Origin of the sequence: Asticcacaulis sp. SL142 (genome assembly GCF_026625745.1) — a bacterium.
GTDB lineage: Bacteria > Pseudomonadota > Alphaproteobacteria > Caulobacterales > Caulobacteraceae > Asticcacaulis.
The window spans coordinates 1,685,793-1,708,472 of record NZ_CP113061.1 but is presented as its reverse complement, the minus strand read 5'-3'; the positions used below and the strand labels follow the sequence as shown (position 1 = coordinate 1,708,472).

Genomic DNA, 22,680 nt, shown 5'->3' with positions numbered 1-22,680 from the left:
ATAGGCAACGCCTCAGGTGACCGTTGATACCTACACTTGCTCAGACACGCCGTATCTTCCATTCCTTTTTGCCCCGGAAAATTTAATCAGGCCATAGCTTTGAAGGTGGGAGATATCCCGCCTCGCGGTTCGAATGGTAACATTCCATTCGTGCGCAAGGCTTTGCGCATTGCAGTCAGAACCACGTTTGAGTTCGCTGATAAGCCAGTTCTGGCGCTCATTTAAATCGGTTATTGTGACATTTATTGTGACATCTGTTTCGATGCGTTTGGCAGTGTCGCGGCCGATATCATGTCGTCTGGACACGGTTCGTTTACGGGCGGGATAGAGCTGAAAGGCATCCCAAAGATCTTCCCCACCGATCTGCATCAGGACGAGCCGCAATATACCGGGAGAGGTTCTCGCCAGAACAAGTAAGTGTCTGGAAGATGGGACATTTTTGGCCTGATACCAGTTTGTGACGGTGTTGAGGTTTGCGCTTGTAATCTGACCAATTTGCTTGATTGCGGATGCCATGTCTCCGAAATCTTCGCGAAGGGCTTTTGCTACAATTTTTGCCAGCTCCAGGTCGGAAGAAACGTTTGATTTTGCTCCCAAAACTCGCCTTGTTTTTGCAAGCGACAAGCCGTGCCCTCCCACGCTAAAACTCCCCGCCGCCTCAGAAGTCGCGGTAAGTGGTAACGCCTTCGGGATCGGGATTTATGAACGCAGGAATGACAATCGGGAGCGAAGAAACCTCCAGTCGCAGGCGCGGAGCGATGTACGTCCGCATGTCTACGGATCACCAGAAATACTCTACGGAAAATCAGGCGGATGCCATCCGCGAGTACGCCGAACGGTTCTCTATCGACATTGTCCGGACCTATACCGACTCCGGCAAGAGTGGTCTGAGCATTGATGGACGCGAGGCATTGCAGAGCCTGATTGCCGACGTTCAGTCTGGCGCAGCCGATTTCACAACCATCCTGGTCCTTGATGTTACCAGATGGGGACGGTTTCAGGATGCCGACGAAAGTGCCTATTACGAATACATGTGTCGGCGTGCAGGTATCGATGTGCACTACGTTGCAGAACAATTTGAGAATGATGGCAGTCCGGTTTCAACCATCGTCAAGGGCGTTAAACGCGCGATGGCGGGAGAGTACAGCCGAGAACTTTCCGGCAAGGTGTTCGCCGGCCAATGCCGCCTTATAGAGATGGGCTTTCGTCAGGGCGGTCCGGCAGGATTTGGCCTGCGGCGGGTCCTGCTCGACGAGCAACGGAACCCCAAAGGTGAATTGAAGCGGGGAGAGCACAAATCGCTTCAGACGGACCGGGTCGTTCTGGTGGCCGGACCAGAGGATGAGGTGGTGATCGTAAAGTGGATCTACAAAGCGTTTACTGAGGAGGGGCTGCGTGAGTCAGAGATTGCCGCCCGCCTAAACCTGCGTAGCGTGAAAACTGACCTTGGCCGAAACTGGACCCGTGGTGTTGTGCACGGCATTTTGACCAACGAAAAATATATTGGAAACAATGTTTTCAATCGAAGGTCATTCAAACTGAAAAAGCGGCGGGTCGAGAACGATCCGGATATGTGGGTACGCGCTGACGGTGTTTTTGAGGCGATCATTGAACCGCGCCATTTTTACACGGCTCAGGGCATTATCCGCGAACGAAACCGAAAGTTCACGGATGCGGACATGCTGACAAGGCTGAAAGCCCTGCATGAGCGGCAGGGCTGGCTTTCAGGTATCCTGATCGACGAGACAGACGACATGCCGTCAAGCGCAGTGTACGCCTATCGCTTTGGCGGCCTGACACAGGCTTACAAACTCATAGGATATGATCCAGGCCGTGACCTCACGTTCATCGAGGACAACCGGCATATCAGGCAGATGCACCCTGAGATTATAGCGGACGTCCTGAACCAGATCAGGCAACTTGGCGGCAAAGTTCGGGTGGACGAGCTGACAGATTTCCTTATCGTCAATGAGGAAATCAAAGCCTCACTTGTTATCAGTCGTTGCGGTCAGTCCACATCCGGTAAAAATCGCTGGCAGATACGTTTTGATGCCGGCCTGATGCCTGACATCACGATAGTCGTCCGAATGGCCGCCAATAATCGTGACGTCTTCGATTACTACTTGATCCCGGCGATAGATATTGAAACGCCAAAAATACGGCTCGCCGACAACAACCACCTTGCGCTGGATGCCTACCGCTTCGACGATCTTGAATCATTCTTTCTCATGGCTGAGAGAGCGGACCTGCCGGTGGCGGCATGAGTGGTGCGAAGGGCCTGCGTGTCGGTAAAATCGCAAAGATACCTATTGATCGCATCAACATCCTGAACCCGAGGGCGCGGAATCAGAAGATATTCTTTGATATGGCGACCAATATGACTCAGGTGGGGATGAAGCGGCCCATCATGGTGACGGCATGTCGTTCCGGCACCGCAGATAAGGACTACGACCTCATCTGTGGTCAGGGGCGCCTTGAAGCATTTCTCGCCTGTGGCCAAACCGAGATACCGGCGATGATCATTGATGCCAGTGAGGAGCAGGCTCTGATAATGAGCCTGGTCGAGAATCTTGCACGACGCCAGCATAGGTCTGCTGACATACTACAGGGTGTCGAAATCCTCGCGAAGCAAGGGTATGACGCGGCAACGATCGCCAAGAAGACCGGGATGTCCACTGAGTACGTCGATGGCATTATCAACCTGATGGCAAAAGGGGAACAACGTTTGTTGACGGCGGTGGAGAACGGCCAGATCCCGATGTACCTCGCCATTCGCATAGCGGAGGGCCCGGAAGAGGAGCAGTTGGCTTTACAGGATGCCTACGAATCCAACCAGCTCAGGGGCAACCGTCTGCTGCTGGCAAAGAAACTCATGGATACGCGCCGCCGCCGCGGAAAGGCTTACACCGGCGAAAAGCGTACGGGGCGGGAAAAGAGTCAGCGGGCACTTTCGGTTCAGGACGTGATGAAAGTTTTTCAACGGGAACTGGACCGCAAGCGCTTGCTGACGAAAAAAGCAGATCTTGCGGCGACACGGCTAACCTTTGTGACAGAAGCCTTACGGGAATTAACACAGGACGAGAACTTTTGTACGCTCTTACGGGCTGAGGGTCTTAGCACACTGCCGAAACCTCTGGCGTCACTTATGTCAGAACGGGGCGCGCATCATGGCTTCTAACCGTCGTGGCGTTACGAAACTGCCCCAGGTACCGATTGAGTCCAGTTTCGACGAGCGCACCGTTGACATCGATATCGACCAGATCATCATGACTAAGGTCATGGACCCCAAGGTTTTCAAAAGCCATAAATACAAGCAGATTGTCGCCTCGACACGGGCCGTAGGCATTATAGAGCCACCAGCGGTGTCGCTTGCCGTCGGCATGAATGGCCGCTACTTTTTGAGGGATGGGCATCTGCGTCTCTATGCTCTTAAGGAACTCGGTGAGCAGACCGTGACCTGCCTTGTGGCGTCCGACGACGAAAGCTTCACCTACAATAAGCATATCAATCGGATCGCATCGATTCAGGAACATAAGATGATCCGGCGGGCCATTGAACGCGGGGTCTCCGAAGAGAAACTGGCAGAGGCTCTGAATCTCGACGTTCGTCGCATTATCGAAAAGCGGGATATGCTTGAAGGCATCTGCCCTGAAGCCATCGAACTCCTCAAAGATCAGTTTATCGCACCCAAAACGTTTCCGGTTCTCCGTAAAATGAAGCCTCTGCGGCAGGTCGAAGCGGCAACGCTGATGAATGATGCAGGTATTTATACGAAGCCTTATGTGATGGCTCTGCTGGCAGCCACACCTAAAGCACAACTCGTCCATCCTGAACGACCCAAGAAGATTAAGGGACTGGACGAGGATCAGATGGTGCGCATGGAAACCGAAATGGACAGCCTTCAACGCGAATACCGCCTGATAGAAGACAGTTATGGCAAGGACGTTCTCAACCTGACTTTGGCAAAGGGGTATTTGGGAACCTTGCTAAATAACGCCAGAATTGTCCGCTATCTGTCGAACCACCAGCCAGAGATTCTGCGCCAGTTTCGGCAAATCGCAGATATGACCAGTTTGAAACCGGATTGATAGTGTTTTAGAAAGCCGCTTTAGCTTCGTGTCTAACCTCAAGCCCCTTCATCTGGCGGACTTTTGCGACCTTTAGCCGCCGTATTGGGCCTTCGGCTTCTAAAATGTCGCCGGGCCCGGCCTACGCGGCCGGCGTGCATCCTCAGTCAATATCCCAGCCTCCTGCTGTTTGATCATTTAGATGATCTGCGGGGCGGTAAAACCACTCCTTCTCATCTGTCTGCTCCTTCAATTGGGCAGACTCTAAGGTATCGTGAGGGCGTTAGCGGGAAGCGATCACCAGATTTTGAGCAAATTCAGAACGTTTGAAGTGCTTTTCTTATAGATTTATGAAGCACAAATCGCTGAGCTAGGACAGGATCCTCGTAGCCTCGAAATGACCATTGCTCCCGAATTAACTTTTCATTTCCGGATGAATTCTCGAACTGGTTGCCAATAAGTCCAATACGGTAAAAGAGTCTAACGACGTATTCACCACTAATTTTTCCGTAAAAGCGAGAACTACCTAACTCTTTGTTCGCTAGTGATGATTTGCGACGTTCAATCTCTTCCACATCAAATGCATAATGGTGCCCACGGACCAAAGATAGCAGATTTTCCCGTTCAAATTCATCATGAGATGCAGAGAGTTCATCGTTAAACTCCTGTAGCATATATCTACCGAAGTTATCCTCTGATCCTACGAAATCCGACTCATGAAATGTGTGACGCCGTGTCGACACATCCAGCGCAGCCTTGAGGCGTAGTAACACGCCTCTGGGACGATGAAGTCCTAAATCTAATAAGTAGCCTTTTATATCTTTAAAGCCAACAGATGTGGGAAAATAAGTTAACCAAACGTCCTCAGAACTGTATCCACAGCTTTCGATTTCAGAAAATCTAATTTTATTCTCAAATATACCCAATACTGGATGAGAATTTGCGTCTTCTTCGTGCCAATTAATATTAACGCCAAAAGCATCAAGAATTTTTTCCACTTCTTGATTGTTTGTCGCTATAGAGTTGAAAATTTCAGATCGTAAACTGGCTATAATAACAATATTAAAACCCAAATATGAGAGCATATTGTTTGTTTTGTATATCGAAAATACAAGATCTCTAACAAGTCTATGATCTCTCTCTCCATCTCCATCTTTGCTCATGAAAAATTCAAGTTCGTCTATGTATATCCTTATCTTCACATTCGAATTGAGCTTTATTTTTGGCATTACGCTTTGTATTAATCTAATTAAATCTAAAAAGTCAATTTTATCGTTATCCCGTCGAGCTTCAACTTCTCCTGATAGTTCTGACTTTAATAAATCAGTTCCAATGCTTAGTTTAATTTTTCCCTTAACCTTTTCTACGAAAAAACTATCAAATATATTATTGATTCTAGTTTCTTTTATATTTAATAGAGATTTTATATCAGATAGTAATGATTTGTCTTCAGATACATCATTTGTGTCTATTAAAGAGAATATATTTTTTAGCAGATACCATTCCCAAATGGCTTTGTAGTCACTTTCAATTTTGTATTTTTTTTGATCTTCAACTACGATAAGGTCTACCATTCGATCGAGCTTATCTCTATCTTCCTTTAATAAGTCTGACTTAAATAGTATAATTTTACTTTTTCCGTCTGAAGATCTCTTTAAGTGCCAGAGTAGAGTAGTCTTTCCACTTCCCTTTGGGCCTGCAATTAAATATCTTGCACCATTCTGCAGATCACTCATTTTTATGCGGGGAGGAACAACAAAGGATTGGTCAAGGATGTTTAGTTGTTGTCTATCTTGTTTCATGAACTCATGTAGAGCGTCACGTTCACCGAACTCAATATCAGATAGTGCGATCGGAAGCGCCATTTTGTCCTCATTCTCCTAAATATTTAATTGGGTTTAAGCGCTTCGTGGATAACGCCAGACATCCCCCTGACCCCTCAGCGATAATGGCACGCTCTCACATATCACGGTTATCCGCAAGCGCTACTTCCGCTTGCAATTGATGAGCCTTTGCTTCGGGATTGCTTTGCCTAAAATTGTGCCTTCAGAGGTTAGGGCTTCTTGTTCGCCCCTTTCATTAGGTCAAGGGCTATGTCCTTTAGATGCCTTCTGTTTCACTCTAAATTTGAGAAAAATAATTTAGACGCTCACCTGCAATGAGCCAGAGGCGTATAAATGCCCAATTTCGTTAATTTAGAAGGACGGGCTGGCCTAAGTTTTGAGGACCTCATTGCGTCCTTTGAGACTAGGAAACTCGGATAATAATTCCATTCCGTTGCCGTATTGTATCGGTAATTATAAGGATGCGTTTTGCCGAAGTTAGTTTTGAATGGGCGAGTGCTGTTTTCAACCATAGGGGGATTTCGAGAGCGAATTTCGATTTTTGCGGCATTATTATACTGGCAGTATGCAGATTGCACCATGGGTCTATGCCGTTTTATGGCTGGCCTCGGAGGTATGATGGTCGGAAAGCGCATTGATCCCGATGACTGGCGGGTAGCTGAAAACTACAAGCATCAGCGATTGATGGACAGGAGTGGTTGGGCTTGGAACTGGCTCAGCCGCAACGATGATTTCGGCAGTCAAATCATTCAAACCCCGATAAGCGATGCCGAAGTATCGGGCCTCAAAATATTCAGGTCTGAACTTCGACCCAATCTTTATCCTTGGGGGGTATCCTTTCGTCACTGATCAAGCTATGCAAGAACACGCGAGGGTGTTCTGGCGGCCCCAGTGGGACCGATCTGTTCTCATTGTACATGCCATACCGGCGTACTCTCGAGAACATGCATTTGACGTCCGTGCTTACGGGAATTGGGCCAACGTTTTGGTTGCCAAAGACAGATGTGAAATCGTCTTGTTGACGGACGGATACCATCGCCTTCAAATGGTTGTGCTTCAGGGCACGGTTCTAAGCGGGCCGGTTTACCTTCGATATATTCTGGGGGGATTTGAGCATCTTGACCTGCGGATACTCAGTTTGCGACGACTGGTTGGCCTTCATCAAAAGGGTCGCTTCATGCCAGGACTATATCCAAAAGATACAAAAGTGATGCGGTGGGTGGATGCTTTGCGCGCCTATGACGGCTTAAGGTCTGGTGCCAGTCAGAGAGACATAGCCGTAGCGCTGTTCGGCTTAGACGTAGTGAACGCGGAGTGGAACGGGCGGTCAGATTTCTTACGTCTTCGGGTACAGCGCCTGCTGGCCTATGCGCGACAAATGGCTGACGGGGGATACGGGCAACTACTAACGTGACATCTACTAGAAAGGCTAAGTCTTTTTCCTGAGCGTAGCTTCGGCAAAATCAATCAACATTTCAATTTGTACATCATTTAGGTGCTTAGCAGCTCCAACCAGTGCTTCCAACTTCGCCGGAAGTTCAGTTTCTTCGAAACCCAGTAAATAGTTGGGAGTGGTTTTTAGTACAACCGCTATGCGTGCAAGCGTTGCTAAGTCTGGCTCATTTCGGCCGGTCACGTAGTGTCCGTACCTTCTGGAATCTAAACCAACTTTTTCAGCCACGGTCGCATTAGAAAAACCCAATGTTTTCGCGCGTTCACGGAGTCTGGTAGAGAAAATATCCATGGGTACAAAATGTTCCCAAGATCAACTTACCTCCATGTATGTTTTGTAGATCAAAATCTACATTTTGTACTTACGTTTATGGCCCATTTTTACGGGTAAGTTCGGCGATAGAAACTAGCATTCGAAGCTGCTCAGCTGAAAGGTTGCGACAGGTCTCAACCAGTTGCGCAATTTCCGCCGAAGTCGGATCAGTATGAAATCCAAGCAACAGATTAGGGGAAGTACCCAAGGCGTTCGAGATTTTCAAAAGATTCTCATAGTTTGGACGACTTCTGCCACTGACATAATGACCATATGTCCTCCCATCTAGCCCGCAGAGTTTAGCAGCCTGAGCATTAGAAATGCCCAAAGCCTCGGCGCGCTCTTTCAACTTCCGGGACAGTATCTCCATAAGAACAAAATGTTCTCAAAGCCCGATCTCGGATATGTACAATATGTAGATTTACATCTACATTCTGTTCCAGATGGTGTTGCGGGGCGCGGTTGTATGCACAGTGAACTTCACCCGATGGCATATAGTCCTGAGGCTTAACGTAATCATCACAATCTCTTATGGGTGACGCAAAGGGACAAATCTCTGATGTCGGAGCTTCAAAAAGTTGTCGTTATCAGTCCGGCGCAAATCCGAAAACAGCGTCTGCAAAAAAAGATATCGATTGCACAACTGGCAAGGCGTATAAGGGAGACGCCGGATTATGTGCAGGCCCTTGAGGAGGGTAGGGTGCAGGCTGACACCCCGATGATCTATCGACTTGCCAAGGCCCTTAAGGTGGACGTGTCGGTCTTCTTTGACGGGGAGGGTGGACCGCGCCCGGTCACCAGCGGCGTGACGCGCGATGTCGACCTGTGGTTTTTCAACTCTGTCTATCTTCATGAACGGGATTTTCTATGGGTTGCCCGCACCCTTACCGATGACCGCGACAGTGCCCGCGATCTGGTGCAGGAGGCCTATGCGCAGGTGCTGACCGGCGACCGCTGGCGCTCCATTGAAAGTGCCAAGGCCTATGTGCTGCAGACGGTTATGAATCTGGGGCGCAATATTATCCGCCGTCGCAATGTGGTGCCGATGCGGCCGCTTCTGGCCACTGAGGCCTGTTCTTTCGCCGACGTGTCCCCGGATGCCTTTGACGTCATGTCGTCGCGCGAGGAACTGGCCCGTATCCTTGAGGCGATTGAGACCATGCCGGCTCAGCGGCGTAAGGTTCTCAAAATGCGCAAGCTTCAGGACATCCCCCTCCGTGAGGTTGCCCGGCAGCTTGGTATATCCCTGTCGGCGGCTGAAACCCATCTGGCACTCGGCATGGCCACCCTGACCGAAAGGCTGGCGGACGCTGACCCCCGCTGGGTCAAAACGAAGCCGCGCAATTCCCGATCATCGCGTGCAGATTAGAACTCTGACCTTGACGCCATGGCGGTCTTGCGGAATGAACTTATGCCTGCCACATCCGGAACATTGACGTGACTGCCTCGGACGAGCCTCAAGCTGACGATCTGTTGACCACAGCCGGGCTGTGGCTGGCGCGGCTTGATTCCGGCTCTGCCACCGCTGATGACTTTAATGCCTGGCGTGACGCTGATCCCCGACATGCCGCCGCCTTTGCGCGCGTCGCCGGTCTCAATCATCATATCAACCGGCTTCGCCCGTTGTTACCGGAACCTGAACTGGAGCGTTCGCGCCCGGATCGCCGACGGCTCCTGATGGCCTTGGGCGGTTTCGGCATAGCTGTGGGTGCCGGTACGGTGGGGGCTACGCTCTTTGGCGCCGGACGGTCATCGGCCGAGACCGCAGTTGGTGAGCAGCGCTCCCTGATCCTGCGCGATGGCAGTGCCCTTGAGGTAAATACGGCGTCATCCGTGAGCTGGCAGTTTACCGATACGGTGCGTAAAATCTGGCTCAGGCAGGGTGAACTGGCGCTTGATCTGATGGCGTCCTCCGTCGTCTGTCAGGTGTTTGCCGCGGGCCAGACCCTACGGTCCACGCAGGGGAAGTTCAATCTGCGCCTGCGGGGTGAGGCCCTTGAGCTTATGGTGCTTCAGGGGCAGGGCCATATTGATGCAGGAGGGACCGAAGGGCAGGGACGGGTCATTCCGGGTGGGCAGACAGCTATAGCCGCTGACCGCTCGATTCGGGTCCGGCCGGTCACGGAAGATGAGCGCGCGTTCGTTGCCGGATGGCGGCAGGGGGAACTGGTCCTGACGGGGCAGTCGCTTGGTCAGGTGATCGAAGAATATAACCGCTACCTGCCGCACAAATTGGTGTTGGGCGATCCGGCTTTGTCGTCGGTTCATCTGGGCGGTCGGTTTAAAACCAGTGACCCGACGGTGTTTCTGACCGGGCTGGAAGCGGGCTTTGGTATCCGGGCCATGCGTGACGCTGAAGGCACAATTATTCTGACGAAATAAAAAAGTTTCGTCGCGCGTTGGCGGTTTTTAGGGTCTTGTCGATCTCTATCCTCGCACGTCACAAATGTGACACGAATTGCGAGGGGATAAATGATAAACCAAACCTGCGCTCCGGCGCTCAGACGATCCTGTTCCATACTGGCCCTTGTGGCCAGCCTGACTCTGGCCTTACCGGCCGGAGCCTTTGCTCAGGCGGAGGTTCAGACCTTTGAGATTAAAGCGGCGACGACCGCTCAGGTCCTGAACGAGTTTGCGCGTCAGTCCGGCACGCAGATCATCTTTGACCATGATATCGCGTCCCAGACTGTGGCGCGATCGGTGAGCGGTCGGCTGACGCGGCAGGAAGCGCTGTCTCTCATACTGGCTGGCAGCCGGCTGGAAATCGCCCGTCAGACCGCGGACCTCATTGTCTTAAAGGTGAAGGGAAGTCCGGCAAAGCCGGAAGGGGCCGGGGCGGATATCCACGCGCCGGTGGACATACTCGAAGTGGTGGTGACGGGTACCCATATCACCGGGGCGCCCGCGACCTCTCCGGCGAGGTCGGTCTCACGCGGCGATATTGAGCGCTCCGGCTATGGCCAGACCGGCGATCTCGTCCGCAGCCTGCCTGAAACCTTTTCCGGCGGACAAAATCCCGGCGTGCTCAACAATCCTGTCGGATCGAACATCAATTTGTTCAATGCCTCGACCGTCAATCTGCGCGGTATTGGCAGTGATGCCACGCTCGTCTTGCTGAACGGTCATCGTATGGCGTCCGAGGGCCCGTTCGGCGGTGTCGATATCTCCGGTATTCCGCTGGGCGCCATTCAAAACGTCGAAATCGTCACCGATGGTTCCTCGGCGGTCTATGGCTCAGATGCGGTGGCCGGGGTCGTCAATTTTGTCCTGCGCAAAGATTTTGACGGGACGGAGGCCAGTGTGCGTCTGGGTGACAGTACACAGGGCGGCGGGTTTTCGCAGAGCTACAGTGTGCTGTCCGGTAAGACCTGGTCGGCCGGTCATGCGCTGGCGAGTGCGGAGTTTAGCCGCCAGGACGCGATTGCCTTTGCGCAGCGCGATGAAACCGCTGCCGCACCGGCCTTTAACAACATCATCCAGCCCTATGAACGCAAATCGGTCTTCATTGCCGCCGGACAGTCGCTGGGCGATCGTCTCGAACTTTCAGTCGACGCCTATTACAATACCAGCGACACCGACCAGAAATCGCAGTCCTCGTTTAGTGCCACGGCCAATCGCAACGGTCTCAAAGTCACCACATGGTTTTTGGCACCATCTGCCAGATTGTTGCTGCGCGGGGACTGGACGGCACGCCTCGATACCAACTATGCCCGCGCGCGCGGTTCCTACACCATAGTCCGCAGTAACGGGACGCGGTCTATGACCGCAATGCAAAGCGTTACGCAATACGCCGAAGTTACGGCCAGCGGCACAGCCTTCACCCTGCCGACGGGGGCTGTCAAACTGGCGGTGGGAGCCGGCTATCGCGCCGAAGACTTCAACCGCGTGTCCTCAACCCTTGTCTATCCCTGGCGGACCGACCGGAATGTTAGCTATGCTTACGGCGAAGTCCCAGTGCCGGTGATTGCGCCCTCAGCATCGCGCACCGGGCTCAATGAGCTGCTGGTCAATCTGTCGGGCCGTTCAGAAACCTATGATCATTTTGGATCGGCTTCGACCTATAAGTTGGGCGTGCGCTATGTGCCGTTGCCGGGGCTGGCTGTTCGGGCCACTCAAGGCACGTCGTTCAAGGCACCGCTTATGAATCTGGTGTCGTCACCGCCCGGCGCCAGCCTTTACCGAGCCACCACAGTCGGCGGCACGGGAACAGGCACCGTCATGTTCAAAAACGGTGGCAACCCCGATCTTGAGCCGGAAACGTCTGAAAACTGGACGTTCGGCATGGACTGGACGTCGCGTCGCGACCGGCCGCTGCGGATATCTCTGACCTGGTTCGATATCGAATATGAGGACCGGGTCGTGCAACCGGTCGTCCCCTATACACAGGCCTTGTCCAACCCGGATTTCGCCCAGTTCGTGACGGTAAACCCGACGCTGGCCGAGCAGGCCGAGGCCCTCGCTCAGGCCTTCACCTTCAATAACAACACCAATGGCTTGCGCTATGATCCGGCCAACGTCATTGCGCTGGTCGAAAACCGCAACATTAATGCCGCCGGGCAACATATTTACGGGCTCGATATGTCGGTTCGAAAGAGCTTTGAGACCGGGAGCGGGGATATTGATCTGTTCCTCAATGCCACAGACCTGACCATCGACCAGAATACTGTGCCGGGGGCGCCGACCACGAGTATCAGCGGTGTCCTGTTCGGGCCTCCGCAAGGGCGGGTGAGGGCAGGGGCCACCCTGTCGCGTGAGACCGTCACCCTGACCGGAACCATCAATCATGTTTCGGGTGCCAGCGACACCTATGTCACGCCCGTTGAGCACATCGGGTCATGGACAACCTTCGATCTGGTGCTCGGCTATCGTCCGGGCTGGACCGGAGCGCTCAGAGAGGTCGAAGCTACGTTGGCTGTCACCAATCTGTTTGACCGATCGCCGCCCTATGCGCGGGGTGGCGGGGCCTCAACCACCGGCATTTTGTTTGACAGTACCAACACAACCGCAGTCGGACGCTTTATCTCAGCCAGCCTGAAAAAGCGCTTCTGACCACCTGGGCTCCGCCACCTCCGGAGCGGAGCCCCTTTTACTTTATGAGTGTCAAATGTTCCCTCGCGTTCTGATGTCCGCGGTGCTGATAAGCTGTGGCCTGATGTCGGTTATGGTCAGGGCCGCTGAGCCCACCCACCGCACGCTGATTGAGACCAAGGATATTTCAAACCTCGCGGTATCGCCCGATGGCCGCACCGTCGCATACCGGGTGGAACAGGCCAGTCTGGCGCGAAACAGCTACGATTCCATCTGGTATATCCAGCCCGTAGACGGATCTCAAAGGCCGCTGGTCGTCGCCGATGGAGGTGTGCCCATTCGCGGTGTGGCAGGCCTGTCGGTCACGGAGCCGCCGGTATGGTCGCTGGACGGTCAGGGGATATTTTTCAGGGCCCTGATGGATGGCCGTATATCTGTCTGGTGGGCAGACCGTGGCGGACATCAGTCGCGCAGGCTGACTCCGGAAAATGCCGATGTTCTGTCGTTTACTTTGTCTCCGGACGGACGATATCTGCGCTACCAGTCAGGGCCCGATCTCGCCTTGCTCGCCGGGGCTGAAGCGGCTGAGGCTGAACAGGGTATTTTAATCGATCAGACGACCGTGCCGGGGCAGGGGCTGTTCAGGTCGGCGCACGTCAATGAGCGCCCAACCACCCAAAAACAGTCCGGATGGGCTGGACGGCAAAGTCTCCTTGCTGTGAGTGAGGTGAGGGTTTTGGATCTGGTTACGGGAACTACTGACGATCCGTCGGTTGTTTCGTCTGTCGCTGAACCAACAAAGAGATCGGCGGGGCTGTCAGTCATTGTGTCCGGCGGCGGGGTCGCTGAGGTACGGCGGATGGGGGCCGATCCGCAGCTTCTGGACCCGCCGTGTCAGGAGGTAGTCTATATCAGAGACGGGCACGAGGCGGCGGCGAACTGGCGCGAGGGGCGCACTTGCGAGGATGGGGAAATTGCGTCCCTGCTTCCGTTGAGACAGGCCAGTCAGATCGCGTTCACCGTGACGTCATATCGGGAGGGCCTAAGTCAAAGTCTGAAGGTCTGGGATATAAAGTCGGGGCAGATCCGGACGGTGAGAAAAGGCGAGGGGCTGCTGGCGGGAAGCCGCAGTCCAAATACCCCCTGCGTGGCCGGTGAGGCGGCTTTGGTGTGTGTTTCGTCGGCAGCCACCGCACCGCCCCGTCTGGTGGCTATCGATCTGACCAGCGGGCGGGAAACGGTTCTGGCCGATCCCAATGCCGACACGCGCAATGCTTACGGTGAGGCCGTTTTGCTGAACTGGTCGGGGGCCAGCGGCAGGGTCTATTCCGGCTGGTATCTGAAAAGTCCGTCACCCCGTAGCCCGCTGATGATCGCCTACAATAGCTGTCCGGGGTTTCTCAGGGGGGCAGCGGGTGACGAATGGCCACTGGCCGTCTTTGCTGCTCAGGGGATATCCGCCCTGTGCATCAACCGGCCCTTCGGTTATCCCAGAGACCCGAAGGTACGGTATGGCTATGGTCTCGATGCCGTTGAGGGTGCTATCCGGCACTTAAGCAAGCGCGGTGATATAGATCCTCACCGGGTCGGTATGGGGGGCTTAAGCTTTGGCAGCGAAGTCGTCATGTGGACTCTGATGAAATCGGATCTGATAGCCGCCGCATCCGTGTCTTCACCGATGACCTCACCGCTGGCCTATACACTGCGCAGCCTTCAGGGGGACGACTATTGGCGTGAACTCAAGGCCTCATGGGGACTTGATGCACCGGAGGTTTCCTCTGATGCCTGGAAAGTTATATCGCCGGCGCTGAACATTGATGAAATCACTGAACCCTTGCTGCTTCAGATGCCGGAACAGGAATACTGGGGCGCACTGGAGTACTATATCCCTATGCGCAATCAGCGCGCGCCAACAGAGCTTTACGCCTTTCCGTTTGCTCCCCACAACAAGGTTCAGCCTCGGCAGAAACTGGCCGTGTATGCGAGAAACCTTGACTGGTTCAGGTTCTGGCTGGCCGACTATGAAGATCCTGATCCACATAAGGCGGATCAATACGCACGGTGGCGGGTTTTGAAAGCCAGGCGCGCCGTACCTGAACCGGCTCAGTAAGGGGGATCTGTCCAGCTTGCGAGCCAGCCTTCTATTTTGGCCAGTTCAAACAGTTTAAGAAAGCGGTTGTCGTGCAACCGGAGCGGCTGGCTCATGAAACCTGAGATCGCCTTTGTATCGACGACACCCTGACGGGCGAGAGCGCCGCCGGTCAGAAGGTCGTGGAGCGCCTCCCTGTGACGATGATAGGCGTCGGTGTAAACTATCATGAAATTACCCTTGCTCCTGCGGGCAAGGACGCGCGGGGGCAGGCGGTTTTGAAACGCATCGCGCGCACATGAGCGATTGCGACCGCCATCAATCCACATCCATGTCGGGATGCGCAGACAGGCCTCCATAACCGGTTGCGATAATAGCGGCGCAATAACCGGAGCAATATCATCGCGTGAAAAATTGTCCCTGAATCTCTGGGCCGCAATCAGGCTCAGGACATGTTCGGCCTTGCCGGGCAGGGTGCGGTGTGAGCCGGTGTCCGACCAGGGATGGACGGGTGTTGGCACGGCGGCCATTTCCGGCGTCAAAAAGGTTAGATCTACTCTGCTAAGGCTCTTGGCAGGACTTACGAGTTTCCTCAACGCGAGGCTGGCCGCCGTCCAAAGGGTACACTGGTGCAGTTGTGTCAGGTCATTGAGGGCTTTTAAGACGTCAGGCCCAGGCCCGTAGCTTAACAGGGCATCCGTTACGGGTGCAGCGTTCTTCAGAAAGCAAAAGACCCCGTCGCCACCGGCACCGGTAAAGATGCTATCGACGTGTAAAGTCTTTGCGGCCTGCCGAAACTGAGCATTGGTAGCCTGCTGAAGGACGTCTAAAGAAGGCCGGAAGGTACGGCGGCGAGGTATGTTGAGCGTTAGGGCGGGCGCCAAGGTAGCCACTGTCAGCGGAAGCAAAAAGGCCTCGGCCAGTTCGGTAGCGTAGTCGCTTTCATCGGCATCGGGCGTTTCAGTACGAAGATTCAGGCAGGAGAGTTGGGCAGGGCCTGATGAGAGCCCTGCGGCGATTATCGAAGAGTCGAGCCCGCCGGATAGTTCGACCAGTGCGTGGTCAGCGATCTGCGCCCATGCCCTTAAAGTGGAACTGAGCGTCTGGTCCAGCACTTTGACCGCTTCAGAGGGACTTCGTATCTGATTTGATGTGTCGGCGAATGTCCACGGCGTCCACACGGTGGACAGGGTCTCTGTTGTTGCGGTCAGATCGAGGCGTGTGCCGGGCAGGAGTTCACGCACCCCCAAAAGGCCCGTCTCAATCGCTTTCGGATTAGAGTAAATGAGCTGAGTGGCGATGGCTGTCCAGTCAGGACCAGCGGGTATTCCGGTTATATCTGAGGCCATCTCCGGACTGGACGTAATGATGATCAGCCCGTCGCGGCGCCAGTAATAACAATCAAGGCCGCCGGATGGATCACGCATCAGGGTAAGTGTCCGGCCGTCCTCTGACATAAGACATAAGAGGTAGCGGCCCCACGCGGCCCCGATCAGCCAGGAACCGCGTGAAGCTACAATCCTGTCGGACATGTTGGCATCAACATACGGCACGGGTACTCTGATCGGGCCGGCTGTGAACATCTCGCCCAGAACGACGCCGCGCTCGTTGTGCAAAGGAAGGGGCTTTACCCGACCTTGCGTAAATACGGCAAGCTCATGGCCTGAGAAGGCGGGCAGGGTGTCGGGAAATGTTTTCGCTCTATGGCAAAGGCGGTGAAACTCACCGTCACCTTCCGGCGATGTTTTAAACATAGCGAGGAACGCTTTAAGCATCAGACGGTGAGGATAGTCGTGCGGCTGCGGACATAGCCCACCGCATCATTGAGGACAGTCCCGTCCAGTTGCACCCAGCAATGGGCCGAGAATGGGCGCTGGGATATCCCAAACACGAGGGTTGGCCATATATTTCGGCGGCGCAGATATTCAAACATAGCCAGAGAATCCAGAAGACATATGGTGTTGATGGGAATGCCAGGGCGAAGACCTGTAAACTGCCTTGCCAGTTCACAAGCGCGGCCTGTCTCAGATGCACAGGCCGGTGAAGAGACGTTTGCAGCCAGTTTTTGTCGCCGGAAACGTTGAATGATGTGGTACAGCCCTCCGGGCGACTTCAGTCTGTGGTGAAAGTCAAACAGGATAGCGCCGATTTCCGGGAGGTATCGCCACGGATGGCGGGCGACGGGGCTAAAGCCTTCGAGAGCGCTGCCGGTGATGGCGGCAGACTTGGCCGGAATTATAGGCCTTCCACCCTGTACAGATATAATCCCACGATCAACCAGACGGTTGAGCTTGTCTTTGCTGACCACATCGCCTCGCATAAGGGCGATAAATACGGATTCCAGATCTGCCGGTAATTCAAAGTAAAGATCGCGGAAAATGTCCAGAAAAACAGGACGATCCGCGATTATGCAAAAACTACAGGTGGGGGAGAGCAGGGTCATGAGGGACAAAACGCGCGCCCCGCATAGGGGCGCGCGCCCTGGTTTCAGTCGATAGCGATTCCGGGCAAAAAGGGCTCGCCGTGTTCTTCGCCGGCATTTTCAGACCCCAGAGTATCGCGGCTGGCAACACCAAGGGGAATGATATCGTCTTCGAAGGCGATGACCGGCTCAAAGGTTTTAGGCGTATTCATATTGACCTCCTGTGATAACCATGGACATTCATGGCCGTCAAAGGATGACTCTGATACGGGCTATAGTCTCAGTATACTTTCCGTATATTCAGAATATACTATCTGGTGTTCGGTTCTGTGCCGGTCAGTTTGTCCGGCGACCCATATCAATCATGAGGCGGGACGTCATTTCGCAGCGGTGCATAAGGGCTATTATGTCCTCAGCGAGGAACTGCCGGCGGCGATGATAGGTTATGAGGCTGTCCCGCAAGCCCTCCAGATCTTCAGTTCTCCACTTGGCAATCAGACCTTCAATCTCCTCGGCCTGATCTGTCAACAACGGGCCTTTATTGGCCCGAATCCAGTGCAGCCGATCATTTACATTGGCAATGGCGCGCGTGATCTCAGGGTTTCCGGAACACAGGCCTATGTCCATAAACAGGGCTTCCGTCAGGGCGGTCGCCTTACTGTCCGCATGTGTGAGCAGGCTCCACTCTCTCCATGACGACAGGCCGCTGTTTAATATGAGTTGCAGGGCCAGCAGTAACAGGTGCAGGTGCCACTCATAAAGATCGCGCAGGCCCTTTTCCGAAACCCGCGGGACGAAATAGCCCTTATGTATATGGGCTTCAACCAGGACCTCACTGCTAAGTTTGCCCAGAGCCTCCCGGACCGGTGTATGGCTGACCGAAAATTCTTTACCGATATGGTTGGCATCAAGCCGGTCGCCGGGGAGATAAACCCCGGTCCGCAGCCTGTCCTTCAACACACTGTACATCCTGACAATAATCGGCACTTTTTCGTTCACAGCACGCCTTCGATCAGGAGCCGAAATAACCCGGCAATGCCCATTCAGGGTTGTGGCAAAAGGATAGGAATACCATTGTCAGTCCACGGATGTAACACCCTCAGAACAATATATTCTGACAATATTCACCTGTGAAAGCTCATACTTAGATCGGCGCACCTAGTGCAGAATGCCCTAAGTATGCGCACAGCCTTTTTTTCGTCTCGAAGCCGAATGGAATCTCCCGATCGCATACGCAAGGAACGCTCATGCTATTAGCGACGGTCTTCTTCTTTGCGCTTACCATTGCACTAAAAAAGCTCATCGAGCTAAGCAGCTTAAGTATATTATCGGAAGTAAATGCCCTCAAAGATGTGTTTCCCGGTTAGTCTGATCACTAATATCAAACAGATAATGGACCGAGCCGCTTAATCTACGAATCACAGTTCTATGGTTGAACCGTTAAGTCGATAATAGAAACTCCGTTTGCAGCGGAATCCTCGATAGCGACATATAAGAGCTCCACCGGCACGGCCGCACCCCATTCAAAATTACTAATCGCAGTTTTAGCGGATCCATCGAGTGTTGAGTGCCCGTCAAAGTGTTGCTTGCTCACTTTTATGATATGAACATGAACACCCGCAATTCGCATGGCCTGCTTTTCTTGATTTAATTCAATGATCGGGCATCCAGATGCACCCGGATATCCTCCCGGCGAATATCTTAACATCCAGGGATGTTGTGATTTAGATCCTGGAAAATCAAAGGCTCGATAGGTCACTGGCCCTGATGACATATTTCCGCCAGGGTATCCCTGCCAGAGATAATGCTTGGTTATGGAGACATTTAAGCCTTCCCCTCCGGCCGGACCTTGCAATTCAAATACTTTGGGAAAATCAACACCTTCGATATTCATGTATGATTTGCCCAAAAAATACGGCGGGGCAGGCTTTTCAGCAGGATTAAGCTCAATTGCTACTATGTCCGCGTGGAGGCCATTTACACGGCAGCCAACAATTCGCCGTTCTCTTAGGTTTAAAGTTACCGGCTTTCCGCCCACGAACGATATAGTTTCGGCCATGACTTTGCCGGTCAAAACAGTCTGAGAAGATTCACATAGTTCTATGTTATGCCAACATGTAAACAGCCAAGTTGAGTTGTTGAAGTCGACGATAAAACCAGTACCGGAAGTGGCATTCTCACCGGGATAATTCGAAATTAACCTATGGGTAAAATTTGGAATATCGATTTTCGAGTTAGTTTGGAAAGGCATTTTAAGTCTCGGAAAGGCAATGTGATTTGGTATTTTAGATGCTGCTATGCGTCAGTTCAATTACCCCCGATACCTAAAGCCGCGATCATAAGGTTCCTTGATAAAGGGGCAAATGTCACGCACCCAATTTAAGGCACATAGTCAATGCCGGGGCCTTTCGGCCCCGGATATGGCCACCGCGCTTTGGCGCGCGGTGGCTTTTCGCTGGCCGCTCCCGGTGAAGCGGGAGGTGGCCGGCGCTCCCGTTTAGGCCCTCTGCCGTTAGTGGCAAGCCGGAGCTGGCTCCGGCTGCTGCACTGCGTTGCGCCCCATGCGGGTGCCACTGCCAGCCGGGTCGGGCCTCCCGGTAGCCAGTCGCCGCCCACCCCCCGCTTTCCGGGGAGGGTGTGGATTTTAGGAGACTGGAGGACAGATATGCGACCCACCGGCAAACATCAGGCCCATGGCCTCGGAGACACGGTTTCAGGCCCGCCCCCCTGTGAGGTGTCCCGCCTCAGCCTGTATGAGGAGGTGACCCGCAGGATTATGTCTGAACTGGAGGCGGGCCGCTATCCCTGGGCGCAGGCCTGGGGCAAGGCCGGAGCGTCCGGCCCCGGTCTGCCTCGCAATGCGGTAACGAGTGCGCGCTACTCTGGCATCAATGTTCTTTTGTTGTGGGATGCGGCCATTACCCATGGCTTCGCCGCGCAGTCATGGCTGACCTTTAAACAGGCCTTAGCCGCCGGTGGCTCTGTGCGTAAAGGCGAACGGGGCACGACAATTGTCTTTGCGGATCGCTTCACCCCCGAAGCGGAAAGGCAAAAGGCTCTTGAAACCGGCGAGGATGCACGGGCCGTGCCTTTCCTCAAACGCTATACGGTCTTTAATGTCGCCCAATGCGAAAACCTGCGGGGCGTCGGGCAGGTGAATGACGTCCGGTTACCGGAACGTGACCTGATACCTCACGCGCAAAAGCTGATTTCTGCAACCGGCGCTGATGTGCGTATCGGCGGCGATCAGGCCTGTTATGTGCCGTCCGCCGACTATATTCAGGTGCCGCCGCAACCGGCCTTTTCCGATCAGATTAATTATTATCGTACCTGTTTTCATGAACTCAGCCACTGGACGGGCCACGCCTCACGCCTGAACCGTGATCAGTCAGGACGCTTTGGCACAACGGAATATGGCCGTGAGGAACTATGTGCAGAAATGGGCAGTGCCTTTGTGTGCGCGGCTCTGGGCATCACACCGACTGTGCGCCATGCCGATTATCTGGGCGCATGGCTCGATATTCTGCGCGAAGACAATCGCGCCATTTTCCGCGCCGCCAGTCAGGCCAGCAAGGCCGCCGACTTCATTTTAGCTTTTGGCCCCGATGCGCCCGCAAGCTTAACGGAGGTAGCGGCATGATCCTCCTTACCCCCGAAATCCGCGCGCGTCTCCTCGCCAATGGGGCCGCTGAAACTGAGGCCGATCACGTCCCGGTAGTCAAATTTTTCGATCCGTGCGGCGCGGCCACATGGCTAGTCACTGAACTGGATAGTGACGGCGACACCCTTTTTGGTCTGGCCGACCTCGGTTTCGGCTTTCCGGAACCGGGCAGTTTCAGCCTAAGCGAAATTGAGGCCGTGCGCCTCAGTTTTGGCCTGGGCATTGAGCGCGATCTTTACTTTGTGGCCCGCTTTCCACTGTCTGTCTATGCCGAAGCCGCCCGCAGGGCGGGCGGCATTGTGGAAGACACCGACCGCCTGACGGCTGTCTCTGTGGCCCTAAAGGGGACCCCCGATCCCGAAATTCCGCCTGTCGGCGGATGAGCCCGCGCCGCCTTATCGGCGCTTAACCGGCCCGTCCGCACCTCCTCTAATGATCCGGCGAACGGGCCATCTGTCTAAAGGATGAACTGTTATGAAACTCGAAAACATTGCGTTTGATAAACTCGACATATCCGAACTGAATATGCGTCATGGCAGGAAGGCCCCTGATGTCAGCGACATTCTGCCCTCCGTTCGGGCGCGGGGTATACTTGTGCCCCTGCTGGTGCGGCCCAAATCGGCCGAGCCTGATCGCTTTGAAATCGTCGCCGGACGGCGGCGCTGGTTCCGTGTCAAAACCCTGATCGAGGAGGGCGGCGTGTCTGAGCCTTTGCCCTGCGCGATCATGGAGGCGGGCGATGATGCCGCCGCCCTTGAGGCGTCGCTGATCGAAAATATCGCCCGCCTTGATCCCGATGAGGTCAGCCAGTGGGAGACGTTTACGCGCCTGATTCAGAAAGAAGGACGAACCGTGGAGCAGATTGCCCAAACCTTTGGTGTGACGGACCTCCATGTCCGGCGGGTGCTGGCCCTTGGCAATCTTGTGCCCCGTATTCGTGAGCTTTATCGTGCCGACGAGATTAATGGGGTCACCGTGCGCCACCTCACCCTGGCCACCAGATCTCAGCAAAAGCGGTGGCTGGCCCTCTGGTCAGACCCTGAAAACCACGCCCCGACCGGTGCCCAACTGAAAGCCTGGCTGTTCGGCGGCGCGTCGATTTCGACCAAAGCCGCCCTGTTTGACCTCGCTACCTATCAGGGGCAGATCGTCACCGATCTGTTTGGTGAGGACGGATATTTTGCCGATGCTGATCGCTTCTGGATCGCGCAGAATGAGGCCATTGCCGCCCGCAGAGATCAGCTTGTTGAGGACGGCTGGGCAGAGGTCGAGGTTCTGGAAATCGGAGAGCCCTTTGCCTCATGGGAGTTTGAGAAAACCCCGATGACCGAAGGCGGGAAGATTTTTATTACCGTGAGTGCGCACGGTGACGTCGAGATTCATGCCGGCTTTCTGTCGCGTAAGGAAGCCAGACGCAAGCGTTCGGGAGGAGAATACACCGACCCTGACAGCCCGCCAAAGTCTCTGCGTCCCGAAGTGTCAGGCCCGATGCAGACCTATATTGACCTGCATCGTCACGCCGCCGTTCGCGCTGAACTGGCCCGTCATAGCGGTGTGGCGTTACGCCTGATGCTGGCTCATGCCATTAATGGCTCACCATTGTGGAAGGTAAAGCCAGAGCCGCAAAACAGTCGGGGCGAGGCCATGCGGATCAGCCTGGTTGACAGTGCTGCGGAGGCGCAGTTTGCCGAAAGCTCGCAAACGGCGCGGACTCTGCTCGATGTCCCGAAAGACTATGATCACCTGTCCGGCGGGAACGGCGATGACTATTAGACCTGCCTGATATTTGCCCGTCTGCTCACGC

Annotated in this window: 21 protein-coding genes; 12 read left to right on the top strand and 9 right to left on the bottom strand. The window is 54.2% G+C overall.

All coding sequences use genetic code 11. The annotated features are described in order from the left end of the window. Window positions 1-30 precede the first annotated feature (30 nt). On the bottom strand, window positions 31-624 hold the full coding sequence (locus OVA03_RS07840; RefSeq protein WP_267527565.1) for a DeoR family transcriptional regulator: 594 nt from the start codon (window positions 622-624) through the stop codon (window positions 31-33). Window positions 625-701: 77 nt separating this feature from the next. Here OVA03_RS07840 and OVA03_RS07835 point away from each other — a divergent pair, with 77 nt between their 5' ends. The 3 genes from OVA03_RS07835 to OVA03_RS07825 are packed head-to-tail and all read left to right on the top strand — an operon-like array spanning window position 702 to window position 4,088. Continuing rightward, the gene (locus OVA03_RS07835; protein WP_324291040.1) at window positions 702-2,264 is read left to right on the top strand and encodes a recombinase family protein; all 1,563 of its coding nucleotides are present in this window, start codon (window positions 702-704) and stop codon (window positions 2,262-2,264) included. Next, window positions 2,261-3,178, top strand: coding sequence for a ParB/RepB/Spo0J family partition protein (locus OVA03_RS07830; RefSeq protein WP_267527564.1), 918 nt, complete (start codon window positions 2,261-2,263; stop codon window positions 3,176-3,178). The genes OVA03_RS07835 and OVA03_RS07830 overlap by 4 nt, the downstream gene beginning before the upstream one ends. After that, a complete protein-coding gene (locus OVA03_RS07825) occupies window positions 3,168-4,088 on the top strand; it encodes a plasmid partitioning protein RepB C-terminal domain-containing protein (RefSeq protein ID WP_267527563.1) in 921 nt (306 codons plus the stop codon). Before OVA03_RS07830 ends, OVA03_RS07825 begins: the two co-directional genes overlap by 11 nt. Before the next feature lie 296 nt (window positions 4,089-4,384). On the opposite strand, the gene OVA03_RS07820 is transcribed toward OVA03_RS07825, so the two are convergent. After that, entirely contained in the window at window positions 4,385-5,932 is a 1,548-nt protein-coding gene (locus tag OVA03_RS07820; protein ID WP_267527562.1) for a P-loop ATPase, Sll1717 family, read from the bottom strand. 447 nt (window positions 5,933-6,379) lie between these two features. On the opposite strand from OVA03_RS07820, the gene OVA03_RS07815 reads away from it, so the two are divergent. Both OVA03_RS07815 and OVA03_RS16970 read left to right on the top strand, forming a co-directional pair. Further along, window positions 6,380-6,760, top strand: coding sequence for a transcriptional regulator domain-containing protein (locus OVA03_RS07815; RefSeq protein ID WP_267527561.1), 381 nt, complete (start codon window positions 6,380-6,382; stop codon window positions 6,758-6,760). Further along, a complete protein-coding gene (locus OVA03_RS16970; protein WP_324291039.1) occupies window positions 6,678-7,325 on the top strand; it encodes a DUF2285 domain-containing protein in 648 nt (215 codons plus the stop codon). The genes OVA03_RS07815 and OVA03_RS16970 overlap by 83 nt, the downstream gene beginning before the upstream one ends. 15 nt (window positions 7,326-7,340) lie before the next feature. On the opposite strand, the gene OVA03_RS07805 is transcribed toward OVA03_RS16970, so the two are convergent. After that, the gene (locus OVA03_RS07805; protein WP_267527559.1) at window positions 7,341-7,655 is read right to left on the bottom strand and encodes a helix-turn-helix domain-containing protein; all 315 of its coding nucleotides are present in this window, start codon (window positions 7,653-7,655) and stop codon (window positions 7,341-7,343) included. Between the two features lie 76 nt (window positions 7,656-7,731). Beyond that, window positions 7,732-8,046 carry a helix-turn-helix domain-containing protein gene (locus OVA03_RS17050; RefSeq protein ID WP_420710494.1) on the bottom strand — a complete coding sequence of 105 codons (315 nt, stop codon included), beginning with the start codon at window positions 8,044-8,046 and terminating at the stop codon, window positions 7,732-7,734. Between the two features lie 189 nt (window positions 8,047-8,235). Between OVA03_RS17050 and OVA03_RS07800 the strand changes: the two genes are divergently transcribed. The 4 genes from OVA03_RS07800 (at window position 8,236) to OVA03_RS07785 (ending at window position 14,814) form a co-directional block, all read left to right on the top strand. Further along, entirely contained in the window at window positions 8,236-9,045 is an 810-nt protein-coding gene (locus OVA03_RS07800) for a sigma-70 family RNA polymerase sigma factor (protein WP_267527558.1), read from the top strand. A gap of 68 nt (window positions 9,046-9,113) precedes the next feature. Continuing rightward, on the top strand, window positions 9,114-10,058 hold the full coding sequence (locus OVA03_RS07795) for a FecR family protein (RefSeq protein ID WP_267527557.1): 945 nt from the start codon (window positions 9,114-9,116) through the stop codon (window positions 10,056-10,058). A gap of 90 nt (window positions 10,059-10,148) precedes the next feature. Then, window positions 10,149-12,725, top strand: coding sequence for a TonB-dependent receptor (locus tag OVA03_RS07790; protein WP_267527556.1), 2,577 nt, complete (start codon window positions 10,149-10,151; stop codon window positions 12,723-12,725). Between the two features lie 55 nt (window positions 12,726-12,780). Then, on the top strand, window positions 12,781-14,814 hold the full coding sequence (locus OVA03_RS07785) for an Atxe2 family lasso peptide isopeptidase (protein WP_267527555.1): 2,034 nt from the start codon (window positions 12,781-12,783) through the stop codon (window positions 14,812-14,814). On the opposite strand, the gene OVA03_RS07780 is transcribed toward OVA03_RS07785, so the two are convergent. From OVA03_RS07780 to OVA03_RS07760, 5 genes are all read right to left on the bottom strand, one after another. Beyond that, entirely contained in the window at window positions 14,808-16,547 is a 1,740-nt protein-coding gene (locus OVA03_RS07780; protein WP_267527554.1) for an asparagine synthetase B family protein, read from the bottom strand. The two genes, OVA03_RS07785 and OVA03_RS07780, sit on opposite strands and share 7 nt — an antisense overlap. A 20-nt stretch (window positions 16,548-16,567) precedes the next feature. Further along, entirely contained in the window at window positions 16,568-17,101 is a 534-nt protein-coding gene (locus tag OVA03_RS07775; protein WP_267527553.1) for a lasso peptide biosynthesis B2 protein, read from the bottom strand. Window positions 17,102-17,280: 179 nt separating this feature from the next. Then, the gene (locus OVA03_RS07770) at window positions 17,281-17,427 is read right to left on the bottom strand and encodes a hypothetical protein (protein ID WP_267527552.1); all 147 of its coding nucleotides are present in this window, start codon (window positions 17,425-17,427) and stop codon (window positions 17,281-17,283) included. Between the two features lie 124 nt (window positions 17,428-17,551). Next, window positions 17,552-18,175 carry a GntR family transcriptional regulator gene (locus OVA03_RS07765; RefSeq protein ID WP_267527551.1) on the bottom strand — a complete coding sequence of 208 codons (624 nt, stop codon included), beginning with the start codon at window positions 18,173-18,175 and terminating at the stop codon, window positions 17,552-17,554. Between the two features lie 466 nt (window positions 18,176-18,641). Continuing rightward, window positions 18,642-19,466: a hypothetical protein gene (locus tag OVA03_RS07760; RefSeq protein ID WP_267527550.1), complete on the bottom strand. Its 825-nt coding sequence runs from the start codon at window positions 19,464-19,466 to the stop codon at window positions 18,642-18,644. Between the two features lie 525 nt (window positions 19,467-19,991). Here OVA03_RS07760 and OVA03_RS07755 point away from each other — a divergent pair. From OVA03_RS07755 to OVA03_RS07745, 3 genes are all read left to right on the top strand, one after another. Further along, window positions 19,992-20,855 carry an ArdC family protein gene (locus OVA03_RS07755; protein WP_420710493.1) on the top strand — a complete coding sequence of 288 codons (864 nt, stop codon included), beginning with the start codon at window positions 19,992-19,994 and terminating at the stop codon, window positions 20,853-20,855. Then, window positions 20,852-21,259 (top strand): DUF2958 domain-containing protein, encoded by a 408-nt coding sequence (locus OVA03_RS07750; protein WP_267527549.1) that lies wholly within the window; start codon window positions 20,852-20,854, stop codon window positions 21,257-21,259. The genes OVA03_RS07755 and OVA03_RS07750 overlap by 4 nt, the downstream gene beginning before the upstream one ends. 91 nt (window positions 21,260-21,350) lie before the next feature. Further along, window positions 21,351-22,649 carry a ParB/RepB/Spo0J family partition protein gene (locus tag OVA03_RS07745; RefSeq protein ID WP_267527548.1) on the top strand — a complete coding sequence of 433 codons (1,299 nt, stop codon included), beginning with the start codon at window positions 21,351-21,353 and terminating at the stop codon, window positions 22,647-22,649. Window positions 22,650-22,680: the final 31 nt, after the last annotated feature.

Bases quoted from the DNA above. Each gene is read 5' to 3' on its own strand.
- OVA03_RS07835 (WP_324291040.1), top strand. From the start codon at position 702: ATGAACGCAGGAATGACAATCGGGAGCGAAGAAACCTCCAGTCGCAGG.
- OVA03_RS07830 (WP_267527564.1), top strand. From the start codon at position 2,261: ATGAGTGGTGCGAAGGGCCTGCGTGTCGGTAAAATCGCAAAGATACCT.
- OVA03_RS07825 (WP_267527563.1), top strand. From the start codon at position 3,168: ATGGCTTCTAACCGTCGTGGCGTTACGAAACTGCCCCAGGTACCGATT.
- OVA03_RS07820 (WP_267527562.1), bottom strand. From the start codon at position 5,932: ATGGCGCTTCCGATCGCACTATCTGATATTGAGTTCGGTGAACGTGAC.
- OVA03_RS16970 (WP_324291039.1), top strand. From the start codon at position 6,678: ATGCCGAAGTATCGGGCCTCAAAATATTCAGGTCTGAACTTCGACCCA.
- OVA03_RS07805 (WP_267527559.1), bottom strand. From the start codon at position 7,655: ATGGATATTTTCTCTACCAGACTCCGTGAACGCGCGAAAACATTGGGT.
- OVA03_RS17050 (WP_420710494.1), bottom strand. From the start codon at position 8,046: ATGGAGATACTGTCCCGGAAGTTGAAAGAGCGCGCCGAGGCTTTGGGC.
- OVA03_RS07800 (WP_267527558.1), top strand. From the start codon at position 8,236: ATGTCGGAGCTTCAAAAAGTTGTCGTTATCAGTCCGGCGCAAATCCGA.
- OVA03_RS07790 (WP_267527556.1), top strand. From the start codon at position 10,149: ATGATAAACCAAACCTGCGCTCCGGCGCTCAGACGATCCTGTTCCATA.
- OVA03_RS07785 (WP_267527555.1), top strand. From the start codon at position 12,781: ATGTTCCCTCGCGTTCTGATGTCCGCGGTGCTGATAAGCTGTGGCCTG.
- OVA03_RS07780 (WP_267527554.1), bottom strand. From the start codon at position 16,547: ATGTTTAAAACATCGCCGGAAGGTGACGGTGAGTTTCACCGCCTTTGC.
- OVA03_RS07770 (WP_267527552.1), bottom strand. From the start codon at position 17,427: ATGAATACGCCTAAAACCTTTGAGCCGGTCATCGCCTTCGAAGACGAT.
- OVA03_RS07760 (WP_267527550.1), bottom strand. From the start codon at position 19,466: ATGCCTTTCCAAACTAACTCGAAAATCGATATTCCAAATTTTACCCAT.
- OVA03_RS07755 (WP_420710493.1), top strand. From the start codon at position 19,992: ATGTCTGAACTGGAGGCGGGCCGCTATCCCTGGGCGCAGGCCTGGGGC.
- OVA03_RS07750 (WP_267527549.1), top strand. From the start codon at position 20,852: ATGATCCTCCTTACCCCCGAAATCCGCGCGCGTCTCCTCGCCAATGGG.
- OVA03_RS07745 (WP_267527548.1), top strand. From the start codon at position 21,351: ATGAAACTCGAAAACATTGCGTTTGATAAACTCGACATATCCGAACTG.